At 68.1% G+C, this 20,628-nt stretch carries 18 protein-coding genes and 2 pseudogenes; 10 read left to right on the top strand and 10 right to left on the bottom strand.

Features of this window, described 5'->3' with window-relative positions; translation table 11 throughout:
- Positions 1 to 164 precede the first annotated feature (164 nt).
- Positions 165 to 1,184: an oxygenase MpaB family protein gene (locus BN4332_RS09265; protein ID WP_066898163.1), complete on the top strand. Its 1,020-nt coding sequence runs from the start codon at positions 165 to 167 to the stop codon at positions 1,182 to 1,184.
- Between the two features lie 26 nt (positions 1,185 to 1,210).
- Positions 1,211 to 2,455: an acyl-CoA dehydrogenase family protein gene (locus BN4332_RS09260; protein WP_066898162.1), complete on the top strand. Its 1,245-nt coding sequence runs from the start codon at positions 1,211 to 1,213 to the stop codon at positions 2,453 to 2,455.
- Here the strand turns inward: BN4332_RS09260 and BN4332_RS09255 are convergent.
- The 3 genes from BN4332_RS09255 to BN4332_RS09245 are packed head-to-tail and all read right to left on the bottom strand — an operon-like array spanning position 2,452 to position 4,709.
- Complete coding sequence (locus tag BN4332_RS09255; protein ID WP_066898161.1) at positions 2,452 to 2,856, bottom strand: RidA family protein; 405 nt, start codon at positions 2,854 to 2,856, stop codon at positions 2,452 to 2,454. The genes BN4332_RS09260 and BN4332_RS09255 overlap by 4 nt on opposite strands.
- 45 nt (positions 2,857 to 2,901) lie before the next feature.
- Positions 2,902 to 3,651, bottom strand: coding sequence for an IclR family transcriptional regulator (locus BN4332_RS09250; protein ID WP_066898160.1), 750 nt, complete (start codon positions 3,649 to 3,651; stop codon positions 2,902 to 2,904).
- The gene (locus tag BN4332_RS09245) at positions 3,648 to 4,709 is read right to left on the bottom strand and encodes a sugar kinase (protein WP_235654059.1); all 1,062 of its coding nucleotides are present in this window, start codon (positions 4,707 to 4,709) and stop codon (positions 3,648 to 3,650) included. Before BN4332_RS09245 ends, BN4332_RS09250 begins: the two co-directional genes overlap by 4 nt.
- Before the next feature lie 151 nt (positions 4,710 to 4,860).
- Here BN4332_RS09245 and BN4332_RS09240 point away from each other — a divergent pair, with 151 nt between their 5' ends.
- Genes BN4332_RS09240 through BN4332_RS09225 form a run of 4 tightly spaced genes read left to right on the top strand, consistent with a single transcriptional unit; the run spans position 4,861 to position 9,601 of the window.
- The gene (locus BN4332_RS09240) at positions 4,861 to 5,916 is read left to right on the top strand and encodes a type III PLP-dependent enzyme domain-containing protein (RefSeq protein WP_066898159.1); all 1,056 of its coding nucleotides are present in this window, start codon (positions 4,861 to 4,863) and stop codon (positions 5,914 to 5,916) included.
- Positions 5,917 to 5,928: 12 nt separating this feature from the next.
- The gene (locus BN4332_RS09235; RefSeq protein WP_066898158.1) at positions 5,929 to 7,536 is read left to right on the top strand and encodes an N-acyl-D-amino-acid deacylase family protein; all 1,608 of its coding nucleotides are present in this window, start codon (positions 5,929 to 5,931) and stop codon (positions 7,534 to 7,536) included.
- Positions 7,533 to 8,162 carry a bifunctional 4-hydroxy-2-oxoglutarate aldolase/2-dehydro-3-deoxy-phosphogluconate aldolase gene (locus tag BN4332_RS09230; protein WP_066898157.1) on the top strand — a complete coding sequence of 210 codons (630 nt, stop codon included), beginning with the start codon at positions 7,533 to 7,535 and terminating at the stop codon, positions 8,160 to 8,162. The genes BN4332_RS09235 and BN4332_RS09230 overlap by 4 nt, the downstream gene beginning before the upstream one ends.
- A gap of 47 nt (positions 8,163 to 8,209) precedes the next feature.
- Positions 8,210 to 9,601 carry a GntP family permease gene (locus BN4332_RS09225; protein WP_066898156.1) on the top strand — a complete coding sequence of 464 codons (1,392 nt, stop codon included), beginning with the start codon at positions 8,210 to 8,212 and terminating at the stop codon, positions 9,599 to 9,601.
- Between the two features lie 85 nt (positions 9,602 to 9,686).
- Here BN4332_RS09225 and BN4332_RS09220 read toward each other — a convergent pair whose 3' ends face one another.
- From BN4332_RS09220 to infC, 4 genes are read right to left on the bottom strand one after another with little or no spacing between them, the layout of a single operon-like run.
- Positions 9,687 to 10,445, bottom strand: coding sequence for a TrmH family RNA methyltransferase (locus BN4332_RS09220; RefSeq protein WP_066898155.1), 759 nt, complete (start codon positions 10,443 to 10,445; stop codon positions 9,687 to 9,689).
- Positions 10,446 to 10,468: 23 nt separating this feature from the next.
- The gene (gene rplT / locus BN4332_RS09215; RefSeq protein ID WP_003885175.1) at positions 10,469 to 10,858 is read right to left on the bottom strand and encodes a 50S ribosomal protein L20; all 390 of its coding nucleotides are present in this window, start codon (positions 10,856 to 10,858) and stop codon (positions 10,469 to 10,471) included.
- A gap of 41 nt (positions 10,859 to 10,899) precedes the next feature.
- Entirely contained in the window at positions 10,900 to 11,094 is a 195-nt protein-coding gene (gene rpmI / locus BN4332_RS09210; protein WP_066898154.1) for a 50S ribosomal protein L35, read from the bottom strand.
- Between the two features lie 24 nt (positions 11,095 to 11,118).
- A complete protein-coding gene (gene infC, locus BN4332_RS09205) occupies positions 11,119 to 11,727 on the bottom strand; it encodes a translation initiation factor IF-3 (RefSeq protein ID WP_074133019.1) in 609 nt (202 codons plus the stop codon).
- 251 nt (positions 11,728 to 11,978) lie between these two features.
- On the opposite strand from infC, the gene BN4332_RS09200 reads away from it, so the two are divergent.
- From BN4332_RS09200 to BN4332_RS09190, 3 genes are all read left to right on the top strand, one after another.
- Positions 11,979 to 12,365, top strand: coding sequence for a DUF1844 domain-containing protein (locus BN4332_RS09200; protein WP_066898152.1), 387 nt, complete (start codon positions 11,979 to 11,981; stop codon positions 12,363 to 12,365).
- 68 nt (positions 12,366 to 12,433) lie between these two features.
- Positions 12,434 to 15,763: a bifunctional lysylphosphatidylglycerol synthetase/lysine--tRNA ligase LysX gene (gene lysX / locus BN4332_RS09195; RefSeq protein WP_066898151.1), complete on the top strand. Its 3,330-nt coding sequence runs from the start codon at positions 12,434 to 12,436 to the stop codon at positions 15,761 to 15,763.
- A 47-nt stretch (positions 15,764 to 15,810) separates the two neighbouring features.
- Positions 15,811 to 17,172 (top strand): alpha/beta hydrolase, encoded by a 1,362-nt coding sequence (locus tag BN4332_RS09190; protein WP_084459221.1) that lies wholly within the window; start codon positions 15,811 to 15,813, stop codon positions 17,170 to 17,172.
- Positions 17,173 to 17,175: 3 nt separating this feature from the next.
- Here BN4332_RS09190 and BN4332_RS09185 read toward each other — a convergent pair whose 3' ends face one another.
- A complete protein-coding gene (locus BN4332_RS09185; RefSeq protein WP_066898150.1) occupies positions 17,176 to 18,258 on the bottom strand; it encodes a hypothetical protein in 1,083 nt (360 codons plus the stop codon).
- Complete coding sequence (locus tag BN4332_RS09180; protein WP_066898193.1) at positions 18,255 to 19,592, bottom strand: hypothetical protein; 1,338 nt, start codon at positions 19,590 to 19,592, stop codon at positions 18,255 to 18,257. The genes BN4332_RS09185 and BN4332_RS09180 overlap by 4 nt, the downstream gene beginning before the upstream one ends.
- A 75-nt stretch (positions 19,593 to 19,667) precedes the next feature.
- Between BN4332_RS09180 and BN4332_RS34225 the strand changes: the two are divergent.
- A pseudogene (locus BN4332_RS34225) lies at positions 19,668 to 20,060 on the top strand (hypothetical protein); the annotation flags it as partial.
- On the opposite strand, the pseudogene BN4332_RS34220 reads toward BN4332_RS34225, so the two are convergent.
- A pseudogene (locus tag BN4332_RS34220) lies at positions 20,055 to 20,624 on the bottom strand (hypothetical protein); the annotation flags it as partial. The pseudogenes BN4332_RS34225 and BN4332_RS34220 sit on opposite strands and share 6 nt — an antisense overlap.
- Positions 20,625 to 20,628: the final 4 nt, after the last annotated feature.

The following is a 20,628-nucleotide window of genomic DNA, read 5'->3' as shown; positions in this document are numbered from 1 at the left end:
CTTCGGCCACTGGCAAACCGGGCTGGTCACAGCGCTGTGGCGCCTCGATAGCCGGCTCATAACAGTGCGCGACACCGCGCCGCGTCGTTATAGACAACGTGCGTTGTCACCACTATCGTTGGGCTCAGCTGTGACCCAAGTCATGACGAGTCAACGAGGACGCGATGACCACACGAGCCGCCACCGGAACCGAGCACGACCCACTGGGCCCGGATTCGCTGACCTGGAAGTACTTCGGCGACCTGCGCACCGGAATGCTGGGCGTGTGGATCGGGGCGATCCAGAACATGTACCCCGAACTGGGTGCGGGCGTCGAAGAACATTCGATCCTGCTGCGCGAGCCGCTGCAGCGGGTGGCCCGGTCCGTCTACCCGATCATGGGCGTGGTGTACGACGGCGATCGGGCCGCCGAGACCGGCGCCCAGATCAAGGGGTTCCACCACACCATCAAGGGAGTCGACGCCGAGGGCAGGCGGTATCACGCCCTCAACCCGGAGACCTTCTACTGGGCGCACGCGACATTCTTCATGCTGATCATCAAGACCGCCGAGTACTTCTGCGGCGGGCTCACCGAGGCCGAGAAGCGGCAACTCTTCGACGAGCACGTGCAGTGGTACCGCATGTACGGCATGAGCATGCGTCCGGTCCCCAAGACCTGGGAGGAGTTCCAGGAGTACTGGGACGCCAAGTGTCGCGACGAACTCGAGATCAACCGGGCCACCCTCGACATCTTCACCATCCGGATTCCCAAGCCGTGGTTCGTGCTGATGCCCACACCCTTGTGGGACCAGCTGTTCAGGCCGATGGTGGGTGCACAACGCTGGATCGCCGCCGGGTTGTTCGACCCCGCCGTGCGCGAGAAGGCCGGGATGCGCTGGACCCCGGGCGACGAAGTGCTGCTGCGGATCTTCGGGAAGATGGTCGAGCTGGCGTTCGTCGCGGTCCCCGACGAGATCCGGCTCCATCCGCGAGCGCTGTCGGCCTACCGACGTGCGTCCGGGAAGCTGCCGGCCGACGGCCCGCTGGTCGAGGCTCCTGGCTTCATGGCGCCGCCCCGTGATCGCCGAGGGCTGCCGATGCACTATCTGCCGCGCCGCAAGACCTTGCTCGACCGCGCGGGCGCGCTGATGCACACCACGTTCTCGTTGCCTGCGCTGCGACCGGCCCGCCGCCCGGCCGCCTGATTTTGACACCTGTCTAAGCTGTCGGAATGCTTGATTGGTCTGATGTCGACATCGCCGTACGAGACGCGGTTCGCGAGTTCGTAGACAAAGAGATTCGCCCCCATCTCGACGAGCTGGAAAGCGGCGACATGGAGCCGTATCCCATCGTGCGAAAGCTGTTCGCCACGTTCGGGATCGACACGATGGCCAAGGAATCGCTGGACAAGCGGCTGGAGAAGCTGCGCAGCGGCGACAGCTTACCCTCGGGTGCCCGCGGTGGGATGTTCGGCGGCAGTGGATCCCCGGGTATGGGGTTCGTCCTGATCAGCGAGCTGTGCCGGGTGTCGATGGGCCTGGTCACCGGCCTCGGTGTCAGCCTGGGCCTGACCGTGTCGACCATCCAGAGCCGCGGCACCCTGGCCCAGCAGGAGCGCTGGCTGCCCGGTCTGGTGACCTACGAGAAGATCGGCGCCTGGGCGATCACCGAACCGGATTCGGGCTCGGATGCCTTCGGCGGGATGAAGTCCTACGTCACTCGTGACGGGGACGACTACATCCTCAACGGCCAGAAGACCTTCATCACCAACGGGCCCGATGCCGACGTCGTGGTGGTCTACGCCAAGCTCGACGAAGGGGACGGCGCGGACAAGCGCAACCGCAAGGTCCTGACCTTCGTGCTCGACCGCGGCATGGAGGGCTTCGTCCAGTCGAAGCCGTTCCGCAAGATGGGTATCCACTCGTCGCGCACCGGTGAGCTGTTCTTCAACAACGTCCGGCTCGGCCGCGACCGGCTGCTCGGCGAGTCCGAAGGTTCCGATACCGCGGACGGGGTCGACGAGGGCCGGGCCAGCGCCCGGTCGAACTTCTCGGCCGAACGCATCGGGGTGGCCGCGATGGCGCTGGGCGTGATCGAGGAATGCCTGCGGTTGAGCGTCGACTACGCCAAGACCCGCAAGCTGTGGGGCCAGGAGATCAGCCAGTTCCAGCTGATCCAGCTCAAGCTGGCCAACATGGAAGTCGCCCGGATGAACGTGCGCAACATGCTCTTCCGCGTCATCGAGTCCGCCGAGAAGGGCGTGCCGATCTCACTGGCCGAAGCCTCGGCGATCAAGTGGTACTGCTCGCAGGCGGCCACCGACGTCGCGATGGAGGCGGTCCAGCTGTTCGGCGGCAACGGCTACATGACCGAGTACCGGGTCGAACAGCTGGCTCGCGACGCCAAGTCGCTGATGATCTACGCCGGCAGCAACGAGGTGCAGATCACCCACGTGGCGCGGGGACTGCTGAGTTAGCCAACGACGGCCAGGGCGTCGATCTCCACCAGCATCACCTCGTGCGGGAGGTCGACGAACACCGTTGTCCGGCACGGAAGCTGATCCGATTTGACGTTCTCGGCGATGAACTCGCCGTACACCTCGTTCATCGCTGAGAAATCGTCACGCTTGGTGAGGTAGACCCGGAACATCAGGACATCGTCGACACCGGCGCCGCCGGCGGCGAGGATCGCCTTGACGTTCTCCAGCGTGCGGCGGGTCTGCGCCCGGACATCGTCCTCGCCGATGTAGGTGTTGGTGGCGGGGTCCATCGGCCCCTGGCCGGACACCTGAAGCATGCCGCCCTTGCGGATGCCCTGGCTGAAGGTGTGTGCGGGGGCCGGCGCGTCGTCGGTACGGATGACCTGCGAATCGGACACGATGGAATCTCCTCTGGTTTCTTGTTTTTCGGTGTTGTCGGGTGGTCAGGCCGGTGGGCGGTAACCGCATTCGGCCGAGATGCGGCGGCACACCGCCTGTAGCGCAGGCAGCAGTTCGAGCACCTGCTCGAAGGGCAGCACCACATCGGGCACCGACACCGAAACCGCTGCGACCACACGGCCGTTCGCGCCGCGGATCGGGGCGCCCATGCAGTTGATCGACGGCTCGTTCTCTTCACGGTCCTGGGCCCAGCCCTGGGCCCGGACGGTCTCGATCTCCCGCAGGTACGCCTCGGGCGTGGTGATGGTGTTCGGCGTGCGCCGGGTGAAATCCATCGCGGCGACGATCGGCCGCAACTCGTCATCGGGCAGGTCGGCGAGGATCACCTTGGCGACGGCGGTGGAATTCAGGTTGGCGGTCAGCCCGATGCGGGAGTACATCCGGATCTGGTCGTGGGATTCGAGCTTGTCGATGTAGACGATGTCGGCGCCCTCCATCGCGGCCAGGTGCGTGGTGCGACCGTACTCACGGTTGAACTCGACGAGATGCGGTGACGCGATCTGCCGGATCTCCCGCTGATCGGTGCCGTGCGCGGCGAGCTCGAAGATCCGCGACCCGAGGTGATAACGGTTGTTGTTGTCGCGGAAGGTGAACCGCTCGTCGGACAGGGTGCGCAGCAACCTCATCACGGTGGTCTTGTGTACGCCCGTGGCGGCCGCGAGTTCGTCCAAACTGGCCGGGCCGCCACCGAGCTGGATCAGCAGCTGCAATGCACGCGCCACGCTTTGGCTCATCGCCGGCTCCCCGAGGTGTCGAATCCGGCCGGGCTGACGGTGGTGGCCGCCCACTCGCCATCCGCGCAGCCGAGCAGGTGGTCGATCAGCGCCTCGGGCGGTGGCGGCGCGGAATCGGCCGCGACGGTCAGCGTGACGGCCGCCCCGATGTGGCCGCGGCGCAGACATGAGGCCGGATTCTCTTGGCGGACAACCCCGCTGAGGTAGCCGGCGGCGAAGGCGTCGCCGGCACCCACCGGTTCCACCACCTCCACGCTCAGCGCCGGGACCGCGACCACCGCACCGTCTCGGTCGACGGCCAGCGCCTGGTCGGCACCATCCTTGATCACCAACGTCACCGGGTTCGGCAGGATGCGACGTAGGGCCGCCGGGTCGTCGGTTCCCATGACGCGGACCGCCTCGTCGGCGCCGACCAACACCAGGTCGGCCAAATCGGCGAGGGCCACCACCTCGGTGGGATCGCTGTCGGGCCACAGTTGTTCGCGCCAGTTCACATCGAAGCTCACCAATCCGGTGATGCCGGGCCGATCGGCGAGCAGCCGACGCATCATGGCCCGGCACGTCGGAGACAGCGCCGGGGTGATCCCGCTGCAATGGACCACCGACGCCCGCCTGAACGCGTCCGCCACCGCGGCCGTGTCCAGGAATTCGGGGGTCATCGCCGACGCCGCCGAACCCGCTCGGCTGTACCGGCTGCTGCTGCGTAGCTCCCCCGCTTCGTCGGGCGCGGTCACCTTCGAGTAGTGCCCGGTGGGCCGGTCCGGGTCGATTTCGACGGCGGAGATGTCGACGCCGCGGGCGGCCAGTTCCGATCTGATCAGTGCGCCGTACTCGTCGTGACCGAGCCGGCCGACGAACGAGGCGAGGGTGTGCCAGGCGGTGAGTCCGGCCGCGACGTTGGCTTCCGCACCGGCCAGGTGCAATTGGGCCTGAGCACCGGCCAGGTGCAATTCAGCCTGAGCACCGGCCAGGTGCAGTTCGGCCTGAGCACCGACCAAGACCAGCGCTTCACCAAGGCAGGCGACGCCGCCGCCGGTGGATGTGGGCAATTCGGGCACTGCCGTCCTTCGGGTCGAAACGATTGACGCGGTGTCGCGTGTCATGTTAGACATGTCACACACGAAAATGCAACTGTAATTGCACTATGCGCAACATAGCAGTTCAAACCCCTCTCAAACACCCAGGATCACCAACGGAGGACCGATCGGCATGACGACGCGAGGCGAACCCGCACTGGTCAGCCAGGCGTGGGACACCCTGCGGGCGGAGCGACTGTCCGAACTGGATAAGGCGTTGCCCACGGCAGCGGCCGGCCTCACCGCCGCGGAATTCCTGGCCACCCGTCCTCGGCTCTCGGCGTTCACCACCCCGGTGATGACACTCGACCAATCCGCCCTCGAGGACAACGTCACCGCGATGGCGGGATGGTGCGCCGCGCACGGTGTCGAATTGGCGCCGCACGGCAAGACCACCATGTCACCGGTCCTGTGGGAGCGACAGTTGCGCAGCGGCGCATGGGGAATCACGCTCGCCACGCCCAGCCAGGTACGCGTCGCGGTGAATTTCGGAGTCACGCGGATTCAACTCGCCAACGCACTGGTCGACCCGGTCGCCCTGCGCTGGTTGGCCGGCGAGATGCACGCCCGCGCAGACCTCGAGGTGCTCACCTGGGCGGATTCGGNGCCCGGCCCCCCCCCCCGCAGCGGGGGTGTGGTTCTCCCCCCCCCCGACGGGGTTGTGTCCTTACCCGCCGGTGGCAGCGCGTATTTCGATGTGGTCGCCGATGTGCTGGCCCCGCTGGCCGGCGGTCACACGCACGTCGTGGTTCGGGCCGGGGCCTACATCATCCACGACGACGGCTTCTACACCGGCATCACGCCGTTCGGTCGAAGCGACGAGCCGTTCCGGTTGCGCTCGGCGATGCACACCTGGGCGCGGGTGGTGTCACGTCCGGAGCCCGGCCTGGCACTGCTGGACGCCGGCAAGCGGGACGTCCCGTTCGACGAGGGACTGCCGACACCTCAGCTGGTTGCCTCGCAGCTCGGCGCGCCCGCACGACCCATCACCGATGCCGAGATCGTGGCGGTCAACGACCAGCATGCGTTTCTCACCATCCCGCCCGATTCCGATATCCGGGTGGGTGATGTTGTGAGGCTGGGCCTTTCCCATCCCTGCACGGCCTTCGACAAGTGGAGGTGGATCCCGGTCGTCGCGCCCGACGCAGCCGACCCCGTCGTCATCGACCTGATCCGCACCTTCTTCTGATCCGGAATTCTCATGCGCACCCTGATCCGCTCCGCGACCGTCATCGACGGCACCGAGACGCCCCGGTACCTGGCCGACGTCCTGGTCGATGACGACCGTATCGCCGCCATCGCCACCGAACCCGGGGACGCCCCGGCCGCCGACCGGGTGATCGACGCCGACGGGCTGGTGCTCGCCCCCGGATTCATCGACATGCACGCCCATTCGGATCTGCAGATCCTGCTCAACCCGGTGCATCCGTCGCGCATCACGCAGGGCGTCACCACCGAGGTACTCGGGCAGGACGGACTGTCGTACGCGCCGGTGACTTCCGAGGTGCTCGCCGTCGTCCGTCGCAAGATCGCGGGCTGGAACACCGACCCGAGCGATTTCGAGTTCGACTGGCGCTCGGTGGCCGAATACCTCGACCGGCTCGACCGCGGGATCGCCACCAACGTGGCCTATCTCGTTCCGCACGGTGTGATCCGCGCGCTGGTCGTCGGGTGGGACGACACGCCCGCCACCCCTGAGCAGATCACCGAGATGCAATCACTGGTGGCGCAGTGCATGACCGAGGGTGCGGTCGGCCTGTCCGCCGGATTGACGTACACCCCCGGGATGTACGCCGACAACGACGAACTGCTCGCACTGTGCCGGACGGTGGCGTCCTACGGCGGCTACTTCTCGCCGCATCACCGGTCCTACGGTGCGGGCGCACTGGAGGCCTACGCCGAGATGATCGACCTGGCCATCAGGTCGGGCTGCGCACTGCACCTGGCCCACGCGACCCTCAACTTCGGCCCGAACAAGGGACGGGCGCGCGAACTTCTGGCCATGCTCGACGCCGCGACCGCCGCGGGCGCCGACATCAGCCTCGACACCTATCCCTATCTGCCGGGGGCCACCACGCTCTCGGCCATCCTGCCGAGTTGGGCGTCGGCCGGAAGCACCGAGGAGACCCTGGCCCGGTTGACCGATCCCGGTGCACTGGAACGGATTCGGGAGCACCTTGAGATCAGTGGCTCCGACGGCTGCCACGGCGTGATCGCCGAGTGGGACACCATCGAGATCAGTGGCGTCACACACCCTGAGCTGGACCGCTACGTGGGCCACACCATCGCACAGATCGCCGCGGCAGAGCAGCGCGACGCCTTCGACGTGTGCATCGACCTGCTGCTACGCGACGAACTGGGCAGCGGGATCCTGCAGCACGTCGGGCACGAGGAGAACGTTCGGGCCATCATGCAGCACCCCCGCCACACCGGCGGCAGCGACGGACTGTTGGTCGGCTCGAAACCACACCCCCGCGGCTGGGGGACGTTCGCCCGGTACCTCGGCCACTATTGCCGAGACCTCGGACTGTTCTCCCTCGAGGAGTGCGTCGGGCACCTGAGCGGACGGGCGGCCACCCGCCTCCGACTGGTCGACCGCGGATTCATCCGGCCCGGTTTCGCCGCAGATCTGGTGCTGTTCGACCCCGACACGGTCGCCGATGCGGCGACCTATGACCAACCACGCACGGCTGCAACAGGGTTCACCCATGTTCTGGTGCGCGGACAGCTGGCGCTCGATGACGGCCGGCTCACGGGTGTGACGGCCGGGCGGTCGCTGCGACGCGCCGCGGATGGAGGTGTGCAATGACCGAGCTCGACGTGTTGCGGTCGGATCGCGTACTCAGCGTGGTCCGAGCCGACACCATTCCCGACGCAGGCGACCTGTGCCACGCGCTCGCGGCCGGCGGCATCCGCACGGTCGAGCTGACCTTCACCACCCCTGGGGTCCTCGATCACCTCCGGTCCTGTGCGGATGCGGTGTCCCGGGCCGGAATCGTCCTCGGTGTCGGCACCGTGATGACCGCCGATCAGGCCCGCGAGGCCATCGACGCCGGTGCACGATTCCTGGTCACACCCGGCCTGCGACCCGCCGTCGCCGACGTCGCGACATCCAGGTCGGTTCCGGTGTTCCTCGGCGCCCTCACCCCGACCGAGGTGGCGCAGGCGGTCGACCTCGGATCCACTGCGGTGAAGATCTTCCCGGCCGGCAGCATGGGCCCCAAGTACCTGTCAGACCTGCACGGGCCGTATCCGGATGTCGAGTTGCTGCCCTCGGGCGGGATCAATGACGGCAATGCCCGGTCCTACCTCGACGCGGGCGCCCTCGCGGTGTGCGCGGGCACCGGTGTGGTTCCGCCGGCCCAGGTCGCGGCCGGAAACTGGGATGAAATCACCAGTCGCGCACGCAGTTTCGTCACCGCCCTGTCCAGCTGAAGCACTCCCCCGTACCCGCTGGTCCTCAACCACGTCCTGGAGGATTCATGACCTCGTTCGTGCACTGGCTGCAGCACGACACAGCCGGGCTGTTGACGCTGGCCGCGGTGTCCATTGCGGTGCTGCTGCTGTTGATCATCAAGCTCAAACTCGAACCGTTCATCGCACTGATCGTGGTCAGCATCGCCGTCGCGCTGATCGCCGGTATCCCCGTCGTCGACCTGGTCGGCACACCGGCCAAGGCGTCGGACTCCCTGTTGGAGAAGGGGTTCGGCAGCATCCTCGGCCACATCACGGTGATCATCGGACTCGGCACGGTGCTCGGGGCGATGCTGGAAAGATCCGGCGGCGCCGACGCGCTCACCACCCGGTTGCTGAACCTGTTCGGCCCCAAGGGCGCTCCGCTGGCGATGGGCCTGACCGGCCTGGTGCTCGGCATCCCGATCTTCTTCGACATCGGCATCTTCATCCTGGCTCCGCTGGTGTATGTCGCGGCCAAGCGCGGTGGCAAATCGCTGGTCCTGTACGCGATGCCGATGCTCGCCGGCCTGTCGATGACACACGCATTCCTGCCGCCGCACCCTGGCCCGGTCGCTGCGGCCGGACTGCTGCACGTGAGCCTGGGCTGGATCATCATCATGGGTCTGGCCTGCGGTATCCCGGCCTGGTTCGCCAGCGGTGTGGCGTGGGGAGCATGGATCGGCAAGCGCGTCCAGGTCGAGGTGCCGGACGAGTTCATCCCCGAGGAGGACGAGGCCGATACCGCCAATCCCCCGTCGATCGGGCTGATCGCCTTCATCATCCTGGCCCCGATGGCACTGATCCTCGCCGCCACCGTCGCCGACGTGATGCTCGACGGCGGGCGGCTGCTGTCTTTCCTGACCCTGATCGGCAACCCGGCGGTGGCGTTGACCATCGCGGTGATGCTCGCGCTGTACCTGCTGGGCATCCGCCGCGGCATCTCCGCGGCGGAACTGGGCAAGATCAGCGCGGCGTCGCTGCGCCCGGTCGGCATGATCCTGCTGGTGGTGGGCGCCGGCGCATTCTTCGGCGCGGTGTTGCGCGCCACCGGGATCGGGACGGCGCTCGCCGATTCGATGACGGCGATCGGTCTGCCGGTCATTCTCTCGGCCTACCTGATCAGCTGCGCGCTGCGGATCGCGCAGGGGTCGGCGACGGTGGCGATCGTGACGACGGCCGGCATCATCGAAGGGTCGATCGCCGCGGGCAACTACAGCCCGGCACAGATCGCCCTCATCGTGGTCGCGGTGTCGGCCGGCTCCATCATCGCCAGCCACGTCAACGATGGCGGATTCTGGATCGTGTCACGGTATTTCAACATGTCCGTGAAGGACACCCTCAAGACCTGGACCGTGCTGGAGACCATCCTGTCGGTGGTCGGGTTCGCGATGGCGGGCCTGCTCTGGCTGGTGGTCTGACCCCGGCCTCACCGCGCTTTCACGTATGCCGCGCTGTGGCGGAAAACCGGCCTGAAAATCGCCGCAGCGCTACACACGCGACCGGTTACCCTGCCCGGTGGGCGCGGGCGCTCTGATACAGGCAGATCGATGCCGCCGACGCGATGTTGAGACTCTCGGAGTGCCCGGGCATCGGGATGTGCACCCGGTGATCGGCTGCCGCGGCCAATTCGGTTGGCAGACCGTGCGCTTCGGGCCCGAACAGCCAGGCGGTGGGTAACGCCAGGTCGCGCTCGAGATCGGGATCGTCGAGGCTGACCTCGCCGTCGATCGTGGTCGCCAGCACCTGTAACCCGGCCGCCTGCAACCGCGCGACGACGGCGGGCTCGTCGGGCTCACTGATCACCGGAAGCGAGAAGATGCTGCCGGCCGAGGCCCGCAGGCACTTGCTGTTGTAGGGGTCGACGCTGTGCCCGGCCAGCACCACCGCATCGGCGCCCATCGCATCGGCGGCCCGGATCAACGTTCCGGCGTTGCCCGGCTCGGAGATCTGCACGGGCACGGCGATCAGCCGGGGCGCGGAGGCCAGCACGTCGTCGAGGGAGACCTCCGGCAGCCGGCAGACGGCCACCAGACCAACCGGGGTCACGGTGTCCGACAACGCTTTTGCCGCACGTTCGGTGACCAGCTGCACCGTCGTGTCGGCCAGCAGCGCGCCGAACCGGTCCAGCGCGGCCTCGGTCGCGAACACCTCGGAAACGAGTCCGCGCCGCAACGCGGCCTCGACGAGGTTGGGCCCCTCGGCAAGGAAGCGTGCGGCGCGGCGGCGCCCGATGTGGCGCTGCAGTTTGACCGCAGCAGCCACCCGGGCAGAACGCTCGGTGAGCGTCAGGCGGCCTCTCCGGAGGGCGCATTGACGTCCTCGGGAAGCGCGGCCTTGGCGACCTCGACCAGCGCGGTGAACGCGGCGGCATCGCTCACGGCGATCTCGGCCAGGTTCTTGCGGTCCACCTCGACGCCGGCGGCCTTCAGGCCCTGGATCAGGCGGTTGTAGGTGATGTCGTTGGCGCGGGCCGCGGCGTTGATACGCGAGATCCACAGCTTGCGGAACTCACCCTTGCGGGCGCGACGGTCGCGGTAGGCGTAGGTCAGCGAATGCAGCTGCTGTTCCTTGGCCTTGCGGTACAGGCGAGACCGCTGACCGCGGTAGCCCTTCGAGGCCTTGAGGACTGTGCGCCGCTTCTTCTGGGCGTTGAGTGCGCGCTTCACGCGTGCCATGGGATGTTCCTATTCTCGTTCGGTACGGGGAGCGGCAGGTCTTAGCCGTTGAGCAACTTGTTGACACGCTTGGTGTCGTTGGCTGCCACCACGGTGCGGCCGTCAAGCCGGCGGGTGCGCTTGGTGGGCTTGTGCTCCAGCAAGTGGCGACGGTTCGCCTTCTGGCGCACGATCTTGCCGGTCCCGGTCTTGCGGAAGCGCTTCGATGCTCCGCTGTGGGTCTTCGCCTTGGGCATGAATCCTCAGTTCTGTCTTTGAAACTAGTTCTGCGTAACGTCTGGTTCTTCGGTGGCCTGCTGCCCGCCGGGGCGCTCGGCCTGCTCCGCCGCCTTGGCGCGAGTCTTCGCGCCGCGGTGCGGGGCCAGCACCATCGTCATGTTGCGGCCGTCCTGCTTGGCTGACGTCTCGATGAAGCCGTACTCGGCCACATCGGCGCCCAACCGCTGCAACAACCGGTACCCGAGTTCGGGCCGGGACTGCTCACGTCCGCGGAACATGATGGTCACCTTGACCTTGGACCCGGCTTCGAGGAAGCGGACCACATGGCCCTTCTTCGTCTCGTAGTCGTGATCGTCGATCTTGGGACGCAGCTTCTGTTCCTTGACGACGGTCTGCTGCTGGTTCTTGCGAGACTCGCGCTCCTTGAGAGCCGTCTCGTACTTGAACTTGCCGTAGTCCATGATCTTGCAGACCGGCGGTCTGGCGTTGGGAGCTACTTCGACAAGATCGAGATCGGCATCCGCGGCGACGCGGAGAGCGTCTTCGATGCGCACAATGCCTACCTGCTCGCCACCTGGTCCGATCAGGCGGACTTCTGGTACACGAATGCGCTCGTTGACGCGGGTCTCAGTGCTGATGGGGCCTCCTATGTTGGGTCTGCCGAGGAGACCCGCCCTACCGCACTGCTGCCCCGAAGAACAGAAAAGCCCTGCTCAAAGCAGGGCCCAATGCCGACCGATCACGGCTTGCGCCGCCTGCGCGTCCAGTTCTGGAGCGCAGAACCGGCGTCCGAGGACACCGGCGACCGGACCGCTGTACCTTGTGGCCAGCGGTGGGAGTGGGACTCCACTTACTGTCCCTGACATATGCCGGGACGGTCGCGCACTAGAGTCTAGCAGCTATGACCGATCCGACAGAAACGCCCGACGAGGCGACGCCGCAGGTCGCGACCGATCCCGCCGGCTCCACCGTGCGCGACCTCGCAGAGATCCCCGCGGTGGAAGTGATCACCCGGGCGGCGGTCATGTTGATGAGCGCCGCGGCCGAGAAGATCGGCCTGTCCGCCGAGGACCCCGAGGACAGCCCGCATCGCGATCTCGACGAAGCCCGCCGGCTGATCACCGCACTGGCCGGCCTGGTGACCGCGTCGGCCGAATACCTCGGCCCGCACGCAGGCCCGGTCCGCGACGGGCTCAAGAGCTTGCAGTTGGCGTTCCGTGAAGCCAGCGCGGCCCCCGAGGAACCGGGTAAGGGGCCGGGCGAGAAGTACACCGGTCCGGTCTGGTGACCGGATCACCCGGACTCTGTGCGCGCGCTGAACCCAATTGACGGGTTGAGCGCCTATTCTCCGGGCGTATGACCGTTACCAGCCGCGGCTACCGCACCCGGGTGCAGCCCGCGTCGAGGTTCTCCTGGGTTCCCGCGGCGGCCGGCTGGACCGTCGGTGTCATCGCCACCCTGTCGCTGATCGCCAGCGTGTCCCCCACGGTGCGCTGGTTGATCCACGTGCCGCGCGAGTTCGTCAACGACTACGTCTTCAACTTCCCCGACACCAGCTTCGCGTGGGCGTTCGTGCTGGCGCTGCTGGCCGCCGCGCTGGCCGCCCGCAAGCGGATCGCGTGGTGGGTTCTGGTGCTCTACATGGTGGGCGCCATCGGCTGGAACGTCGGCGATCTCGTCACTCCCGGTGACGATCTCACCGAGGATGTCGGCGAGATCATCGGCCTGGTGTTCCACGTCACCGCGATCGCCGCCCTGGTGCTGGCCCGCAACCAGTTCTGGGCCAAGGTGCGGCGCGGCGCACTGCTCAAATCCGCCGTCGTGCTCGTCGCGGGCATGGCGATCGGCATCCTGGCCGCCTGGGCACTACTCGAATTGTTCCCCGGCACGATCGCCCCGGAGTGGCGTCTGCTGTATGCGGTCAACCGGGTCAGCGGTTTCGCCACGGTTCCCACCGAGGTGTTCGAGGGCTACTCACACCCCTTCCTCAACGCGATCTTCGGCCTGTTCGGCGCCCTGGCGCTGATGGCCGCCGCGATCGTGCTGTTCCAATCGCAGCGCGCCGCCAATGCGCTCACGGGCGAAGACGAATCGGCGATCCGCGGCCTGTTGGAGCTCTACGGCAAGAACGACTCGCTCGGATACTTCGCCACCCGCCGCGACAAGTCCGTGGTGTTCGCCCCCGACGGGCGGGCCGCGATCGCCTACCGCGTCGAGGTGGGCGTGTGCCTGGCCGGTGGCGATCCGGTGGGTGACCCCAAGTCGTGGCCGCAGGCGATCGCGGCCTGGCTGCAGCTGTGTCAGACCTACGGGTGGGCCCCGGGTGTGATGGGAGCCAGTTCCGCGGCGGCCGAGGCGTTCCGGGCGGCCGGGCTCAACGCGCTGCAACTCGGCGACGAGGCCATCCTGCATCCGGACGTCTTCCGGCTGTCGGGACCGGACATGCGCGGGGTACGCCAAGCCGTCACCCGTGCCCGCCGAGCGGGTACCTCGGTACGCATCCGGCGCCACCGGGAGCTCGATCAGGCCGAGATGGCCGAAGTGATCCGGCGCGCCGACGCCTGGCGCGACACCGAGACCGAACGGGGCTTCTCGATGGCGCTGGGCCGGCTCGGCGACCCGGCCGACGGCGACTGCCTACTGGTCGAGGCGGTGCAGCAACACGGCGACCGCCAGGAACCGGAGGTGGTCGCCCTGCTGTCGCTGGTGCCGTGGGGCACCAACGGCGTATCGCTCGACGTCATGCGCCGGTCACCGCAATCCCCCAACGGCACCATCGAATTGATGGTCAGCGAACTCTGCATGCAGGCCGAAGGCATTGGGATCAGCCGGGTTTCACTGAACTTCGCGATGTTCCGGTCGGCATTCGAGCAAGGCGCGCAGCTGGGCGCGGGTCCGGTGGCGCGGCTCTGGCGGGCCCTGCTGGTGTTCTTCTCGCGCTGGTGGCAGCTGGAGACGCTGTACCGCTCGAACATGAAGTACCAACCCGAATGGGTTCCGCGGTACGCCTGCTACGAGGACGCCCGGCTGATCCCGCGGGTCGGGGTGGCCTCGGTGATCGCCGAGGGCTTCCTGGTGTTGCCGTTCTCCCGGCGCAACCGCCAGCACACCGGCGACCGCGTCGCCGCACCGGCAGATCTCCTGCAATCCGGCCGGTTGCACCACGACGGCAGTGTCGCCGACCTGAACGGGCTGCGCGACGACCGCACCGACGGCGACGAGCCGCCACGGCTTCCCGAGCAGGTCCGGGTCCGGATGGCCAAACTGCGGCAGCTCCAGGCCGCCGGCGTCGACGCCTATCCGGTGGGACAGGCTCCGAGCCACACCATCGCGGCGGCGCTGGAGACCGGTGAGGGTGACGGTGTGAGCGTCGCCGGGCGGATCCTGCGCATCCGGGATTACGGCGGCGTGCTCTTCGCGCAACTTCGGGACTGGTCGGGTGAAGTCCAGCTGCTCCTCGACAACGCGCGGCTGAGCCAGTCCGGCACCGCCGATTTCACCGCGACCATCGACCTCGGCGATCTCATCGAGGTCAGCGGCACCATGGGGCAGAGCCGGAACGGCACCCCGTCACTGCTGGTGGACACCTGGCGCCTGACCGGAAAATGCCTGCGCCCCCTGCCGGACAAGTGGAAGGGCCTGACCGACCAGGAGGCGCGCGTCCGCGCCCGCTACGTGGACCTGGCGGTCAACACCGAGGCCCGAGACCTGATCCGGGCGCGCAGCGGCGCCCTGCACGCCATCCGGGAAACCTTGTACGCCAAAGGCTTCCTCGAGGTGGAAACCCCGATACTGCAACAGATCCACGGTGGCGCGAACGCCCGGCCGTTCCTCACCCACATCAACGCCTACGACCTGGACCTGTATCTGCGGATCGCACCGGAGCTCTACCTCAAGCGGCTGTGCGTCGGCGGCGTCGAGCGGGTGTTCGAGCTGGGCCGCGCGTTCCGCAACGAGGGGGTGGATTTCAGCCACAACCCGGAATTCACCCTGCTGGAGGCCTATCAGGCGCACGCGGACTACAACGTGTGGATCGACGGCTGCCGCGAGCTCATCCAGAATGCCGCGCAAGCGGCCAACGGGGCACACGTGTTTCTGCGGCCCCGCCCCGACGGCGTACTGGAACCCGTTGACATCTCCGGGGAATGGGCCGTGAAGACCGTGCACGACGCGGTGTCGGAAGCCCTCGGCGAACATGTCACGGCCGAAACCGACCTCAACACCCTGCGGCGGCTGTGCGATTCGGCTGCCATCCCCTACCTGACGCACTGGGACGCCGGGGCCGTGGTGCTGGAGATGTACGAGCACCTCGTCGAGGACCGCACCGAAGAGCCCACGTTCTACAAGGACTTCCCGACCTCGGTGTCGCCACTGACCCGGCCGCATCGCAGCGTCCCCGGCGTCGCCGAACGATGGGACCTGGTGGCCTGGGGCGTCGAACTCGGCACCGCGTACAGCGAGCTCACCGACCCGGTCGAGCAGCGAAGGCGGCTGCAAGAACAATCGTTGCTGGCCGCGGGCGGCGATCCCGAGGCCATGGAACTCGACGAGGACTTCCTGCAGGCCATGGAATACGCGATGCCGCCCACCGGGGGCCTTGGCATGGGCGTGGACCGGGTGGTCATGCTGATCACCGGACGCAGCATCCGAGAGACACTTCCGTTCCCGTTGGCCAAACCTCGTTAGCAGCTGCCTCACAGCCGATCACAAGTTCCGGCGGCGACGATACAGCGGTGACCTTCACCCACCACCTGTCGTTGATGCACGGCTGGGTCCCGACCAGTGTCCAAGTCATCACCGCCGTGGTGCTGATCGCCGCGATCGCCCTGCGGCCGCGGCGCTGGGCCCTGATCTGGCTGCCGTTCGCCGCGGTCGTCGGCGCCGTTCTGGTGGCAGGCACCAACTGGTACATCGAGTCCGAGGGGCTGGCCGGTAACCCCGCGCCCCGGTCCCTGTGGGTCTGGATCGCGATGACGGGGGTGGCGGTGGTGGTCCTGCTCGCGGGCTGGCGCGGCAGCCGTTGGTGGCGGCGCGGCACCGCCGCCCTTGCAGTTCCACTGACATTGCTGTGCACCGCGCTGGCGGTGAACCTGTGGGTCGGGTATTTCCCCTGGGTGCAGACCGCGTGGAACCAGCTCACGGCCGGCCCGCTGCCCGACCAGACCGATCAGGTCACGGTGGCCGCGCTGCAACGCCAGGGCACCATGCCGGCCAGAGGATCGGTGGTCCCGATCGAGATCCCCAACACCGCTTCGGGTTTCCGACATCGCGGTGAGTACGTGTATCTGCCACCGGCCTGGTTCGCGACCAACCCCCCACCGCAGTTGCCGACCGTGATGATGATCGGCGGCGAGTTCAACACGCCCGCCGACTGGATGCGTGCGGGCAACGTGATCAAGACGATGGACGACTTCGCCGCGGCTCACCACGGTTATTCGCCGGTGCTCGTGTTCGTCGACCCGGGCGGCACCTTCAACAACGACACCGAATGCGTCAACGGCGTACGCGGCAACTCCGCCGACCATCTCACCAAAGACGTTGTGCCATATATGAACAATCACTACGGGGTCAAACCCGTCGCGGCCGGCTGGGGCATCGTCGGCTGGTCCATGGGCGGTACCTGCGCGGTGGACCTGGCGGTCATGCACCCCGAACTGTTCAGCGCGTTCGTCGACATCGCGGGTGATATCGGCCCGAACAGCGGCACCAAGGCGCAGACCATCGAGCGCCTGTTCGGCGGGAACACCGCGGCGTGGGAGGCATTCGACCCGACCACGGTGATCAACCGGCACGGACCCTACGAGCGGACCGCCGGCTGGTTCGGCGTCAACGACGCCTCCTCGGCCGCCAAGCCCGCGGGCCGCGGCAACGATCAGGCCAAGGCGGCCGACACATTGTGTGCGCTCGGCGCGGCCCACGGCATCGACTGCACGGTGGTGACCCAGCAAGGCACCCACGACTGGCCCTTCGCCAGTCGCGCGTTCTCGACGGCCCTGCCCTGGCTGGCCGGCGTCCTCGGCACCCCCCAGGTGCCCGCGATCGGGCTGCCGCAGTCCCCCACCTCGGCCGCCTATATCCAGACCGCCGCCAAATAGAACTCAGTAATCGGATTCGGCGGCCAGCACTTCGGCGAGGAAGGCCCCGGCGCCGGGCACGGTGAGCCGTTGTCTCGCCATCGCCCGCACCCGGTCACGGGTCGCCGCGTCCTCGGCGCCGCTCCCGGCGCCGACCCGCACCGCGGTGTGTGACCAATCCTGGTTCCACGCCTGGGTTTCGGTGAGTGGTTGCCCGTCGTGGCTCCGCAGCGCGAGGACGGCACGGCCACCGATGTCGAGCTCGCCGGAGCCCGCCGCATCGCCGGCACGCAACGCCACCTCGATACCGGCCGGGCTCTGCGGACCCGACAGCGCCACCTGAACCGCTGCCGTGACCCCGTCACCAGCGGCGCCCACTGACCAGTCGACGGTGTCCTCGGCCGCGTCGAAAACCCCGGGCGGCACGGCCGACCAGGCCACGCTCGCCGTCCCGCCGGCGATCAGCCCCGCAGCCGATCCGGCGCCGGCGCCGGCAGCCAGGGCGTAGTCCTGACGTCGTGGCACCGCGGCGGCGGGCCAGTCCAAACCGATCTCGGCAGCCAACTCGCGGCACTCCTCGACCAGGGACCGGACCCGCGGATCACCTTCTGCGGCAAGAGACTTCAACGCGGCCGGGTGGGGTGCCAGCAGCCCGGGGACATCAGAGTCCAGGGTGTCGTCGGTGAAGTAGTCTTCGGCCGCCACGGTCAGCAGGGCGATCTCGGCGTCGAGCACCGCGGGGTCGAGGGCGACGATGCCGTCACGGGCGCTGGCCGGCCACCAGCGTCGCAACCAGTGCCCGAATGCCAACCGCCGCAACATCTCCGTCACCTCCGGCCGTACCACTGCGGCGGGCACCTCGGCCGGGAGGTCCAGCTCGCGGTGCCGCAGCGCCTCGACGAGTGCGACGTGACCGGACTCCCCGACCATCCGCCACAGCCAATCGGCCCGGTGGTGGTCGGTGAAGGTGATCGCGGGCGGGTCGGCCGCATCGCCCTCGAGGGCCCAACTCAACACGGCGCCGCTGACCTCGAGCACGAGTGCCAGCGGCCCGGCGGCCGGTGCCACACCGGTGGCCCACAATCCCGTATCGCCTGTCAGTCTCATCCGGCCACCTGCAATTCGAGCATGGCCTTGATGCGCTGGCGGTGGTCGAGGCTCACCGATCGCGCCACACCTTCCAGCATCGAACGCACATCGTCGACGTCCGCGCAGGACTCCTGCCAGACATCGCGGCCGTGCAAGCGGGCCCACAACCGGCTGAGGTACGGGCGGGTGAAGGCGGCGAGATCCTCGACCACCTGGCGTTGGCGCGGGTGGATGGGCCCGCCGTCGGACAAATAGCGCCGCGCGTGCAGAACGTAGGCCTCCTTGGCCAGCCGGGCCTGGATCCGGGCCGACAGTTCGTAGCGGGGTTGCGCCGAGACCTCCAGTGGCCGTAGCTCGTTGGCCACCTCGATGCCGGTGACCAGCCCGGCCTGCTTGTCCTCGGCGAGCAGCCCCCAGGGGGCACAGGCCCGGTCCACCTCCTCGGCACACAACAGCGGCACGTCGGGAAGCTCATCGCGGTCCAGGGCGCGGCGCAACGTCGCGCGCACCCGGTCGACCACACTGCGGTCCAGCGGCCGATCCCCTGAGCTGACTCCGTCGATGACAGGGATCTGCTGGGGTGCAACAGAACTCAGCCCCAGTGTGACGATCGACCAGGGCAGCGCCGCATCGGCGAGCCGTGCCTTGGCGCCGAGGTTGTACGGCGTGGCGTCGGCGATCAGCGCCGACCAGACCCGCTGCCGTGCGGTCTCGGCTCGGTGGCTGTCGGCCGGGCCGAGGACGGTGTCGAGCCCGGCGAAGAACGGTTCGGTGATCGTGTCGCCGCGGCCGACCGGGGGACGCACGTCGCGCCAGCTGTGGTCCAACTGGCGCTGCAGCCGGCCGGTCACCTGCGGATCCCGCACGTGTTCGTTGAGCACTTCGATCGCGGTGCGGTCATGGCTGTGATGGATCTCGGCCAGGACCGCCGCGGCCGCTGACCGGCCACCGGGCAGTCCGCGGGTGACCGCGAGTTCGAAACACACCGGGAAATACAGTTCCTGGGCATTGCCGGTGGTGATGCGCCGGGCGCGGCGTTCCTGTTTGAGTGCGATGAACCAGGCGGCCGCGGCGCGCAGTTGGGCCGCATGTCCGACGATGGTGTCGTGCGCGGCAGCAGCCACGTCGGCATCCAGTACGGCCGCCGAGAACTGGGGGTTGCTGCGCAACCGCAGCACCAGGGGGTCGATGATCCGTTTGACCGTGCGCCGCAGCGGTCCGCCGTCGCCGGCACTGAGCACCTCGACCCCGGGGCCGACGGCGCGCCAGGCGCGATCGATCACGGCTCGACGGGGTTGGGCCGTCTGGGCTTCTGAACGTGGCCGGGCACCCTCGGCTGCCTGGAACCCGATACCCACCGCCCCAGGATAAGGGGCGGGCTCGCAAAGTTGGGTTCGGTAGCGAGGAAGCAGCCGGACCCTTGAGACATGACCGACGCGCTGATGCTCACCGTTGTCTGCTTCCTGTGCGGCGGCGCTGCCGGCGCTGTCCTGACCGCCCTCCGTCGGCGGCGCACCGCGGATCCCGGCGACGAGGCCGGTGAACGCCTGGCGACCATCGAGGAACTGGTGGCCGAGTTCGATCACATGCTGGTGCGCAAGGGTTTGATGACCGCCGCGCAACTGGCCTTGATTCGCACCGGGACCCGTTGCCGTGGCGTGGTCACCGGCATGCGTGCCACGGGAACGTCACGCGAGGACTTCCGGGAGGTCGTGCTCGATCTCATGGTCACCCGGCCCGGCGGTGGACAGTTCCCGGTCCGCGAGACCGCGTTGATCCCGGCATCGGCACTGAAGAAGGTCGCCCCGGGCNAGGTTGTACGGCGTGGCGTCGGCGATCAGCGCCGACCAGACCCGCTGCCGTGCGGTCTCGGCTCGGTGGCTGTCGGCCGGGCCGAGGACGGTGTCGAGCCCGGCGAAGAACGGTTCGGTGATCGTGTCGCCGCGGCCGACCGGGGGACGCACGTCGCGCCAGCTGTGGTCCAACTGGCGCTGCAGCCGGCCGGTCACCTGCGGATCCCGCACGTGTTCGTTGAGCACTTCGATCGCGGTGCGGTCATGGCTGTGATGGATCTCGGCCAGGACCGCCGCGGCCGCTGACCGGCCACCGGGCAGTCCGCGGGTGACCGCGAGTTCGAAACACACCGGGAAATACAGTTCCTGGGCATTGCCGGTGGTGATGCGCCGGGCGCGGCGTTCCTGTTTGAGTGCGATGAACCAGGCGGCCGCGGCGCGCAGTTGGGCCGCATGTCCGACGATGGTGTCGTGCGCGGCAGCAGCCACGTCGGCATCCAGTACGGCCGCCGAGAACTGGGGGTTGCTGCGCAACCGCAGCACCAGGGGGTCGATGATCCGTTTGACCGTGCGCCGCAGCGGTCCGCCGTCGCCN

The sequence above is a fragment of the Mycolicibacterium houstonense genome, from assembly GCF_900078665.2.
GTDB classification, from domain to species: Bacteria; Actinomycetota; Actinomycetes; order Mycobacteriales; family Mycobacteriaceae; genus Mycobacterium; species Mycobacterium houstonense.
The sequence above is the reverse complement of the archived record's forward strand: the minus strand, read 5'-3'. Positions and strand labels throughout refer to the sequence as shown.

Bases quoted from the DNA above. Each gene is read 5' to 3' on its own strand.
- BN4332_RS09260 (WP_066898162.1), top strand. From the start codon at position 1,211: ATGCTTGATTGGTCTGATGTCGACATCGCCGTACGAGACGCGGTTCGC.
- BN4332_RS09225 (WP_066898156.1), top strand. From the start codon at position 8,210: ATGACCTCGTTCGTGCACTGGCTGCAGCACGACACAGCCGGGCTGTTG.
- rpmI (WP_066898154.1), bottom strand. From the start codon at position 11,094: ATGCCCAAGGCGAAGACCCACAGCGGAGCATCGAAGCGCTTCCGCAAG.
- rplT (WP_003885175.1), bottom strand. From the start codon at position 10,858: ATGGCACGCGTGAAGCGCGCACTCAACGCCCAGAAGAAGCGGCGCACA.
- BN4332_RS09265 (WP_066898163.1), top strand. From the start codon at position 165: ATGACCACACGAGCCGCCACCGGAACCGAGCACGACCCACTGGGCCCG.
- BN4332_RS09185 (WP_066898150.1), bottom strand. From the start codon at position 18,258: ATGAGACTGACAGGCGATACGGGATTGTGGGCCACCGGTGTGGCACCG.
- BN4332_RS09200 (WP_066898152.1), top strand. From the start codon at position 11,979: ATGACCGATCCGACAGAAACGCCCGACGAGGCGACGCCGCAGGTCGCG.
- BN4332_RS09250 (WP_066898160.1), bottom strand. From the start codon at position 3,651: ATGAGCCAAAGCGTGGCGCGTGCATTGCAGCTGCTGATCCAGCTCGGT.
- BN4332_RS09230 (WP_066898157.1), top strand. From the start codon at position 7,533: ATGACCGAGCTCGACGTGTTGCGGTCGGATCGCGTACTCAGCGTGGTC.
- lysX (WP_066898151.1), top strand. From the start codon at position 12,434: ATGACCGTTACCAGCCGCGGCTACCGCACCCGGGTGCAGCCCGCGTCG.
- BN4332_RS09235 (WP_066898158.1), top strand. From the start codon at position 5,929: ATGCGCACCCTGATCCGCTCCGCGACCGTCATCGACGGCACCGAGACG.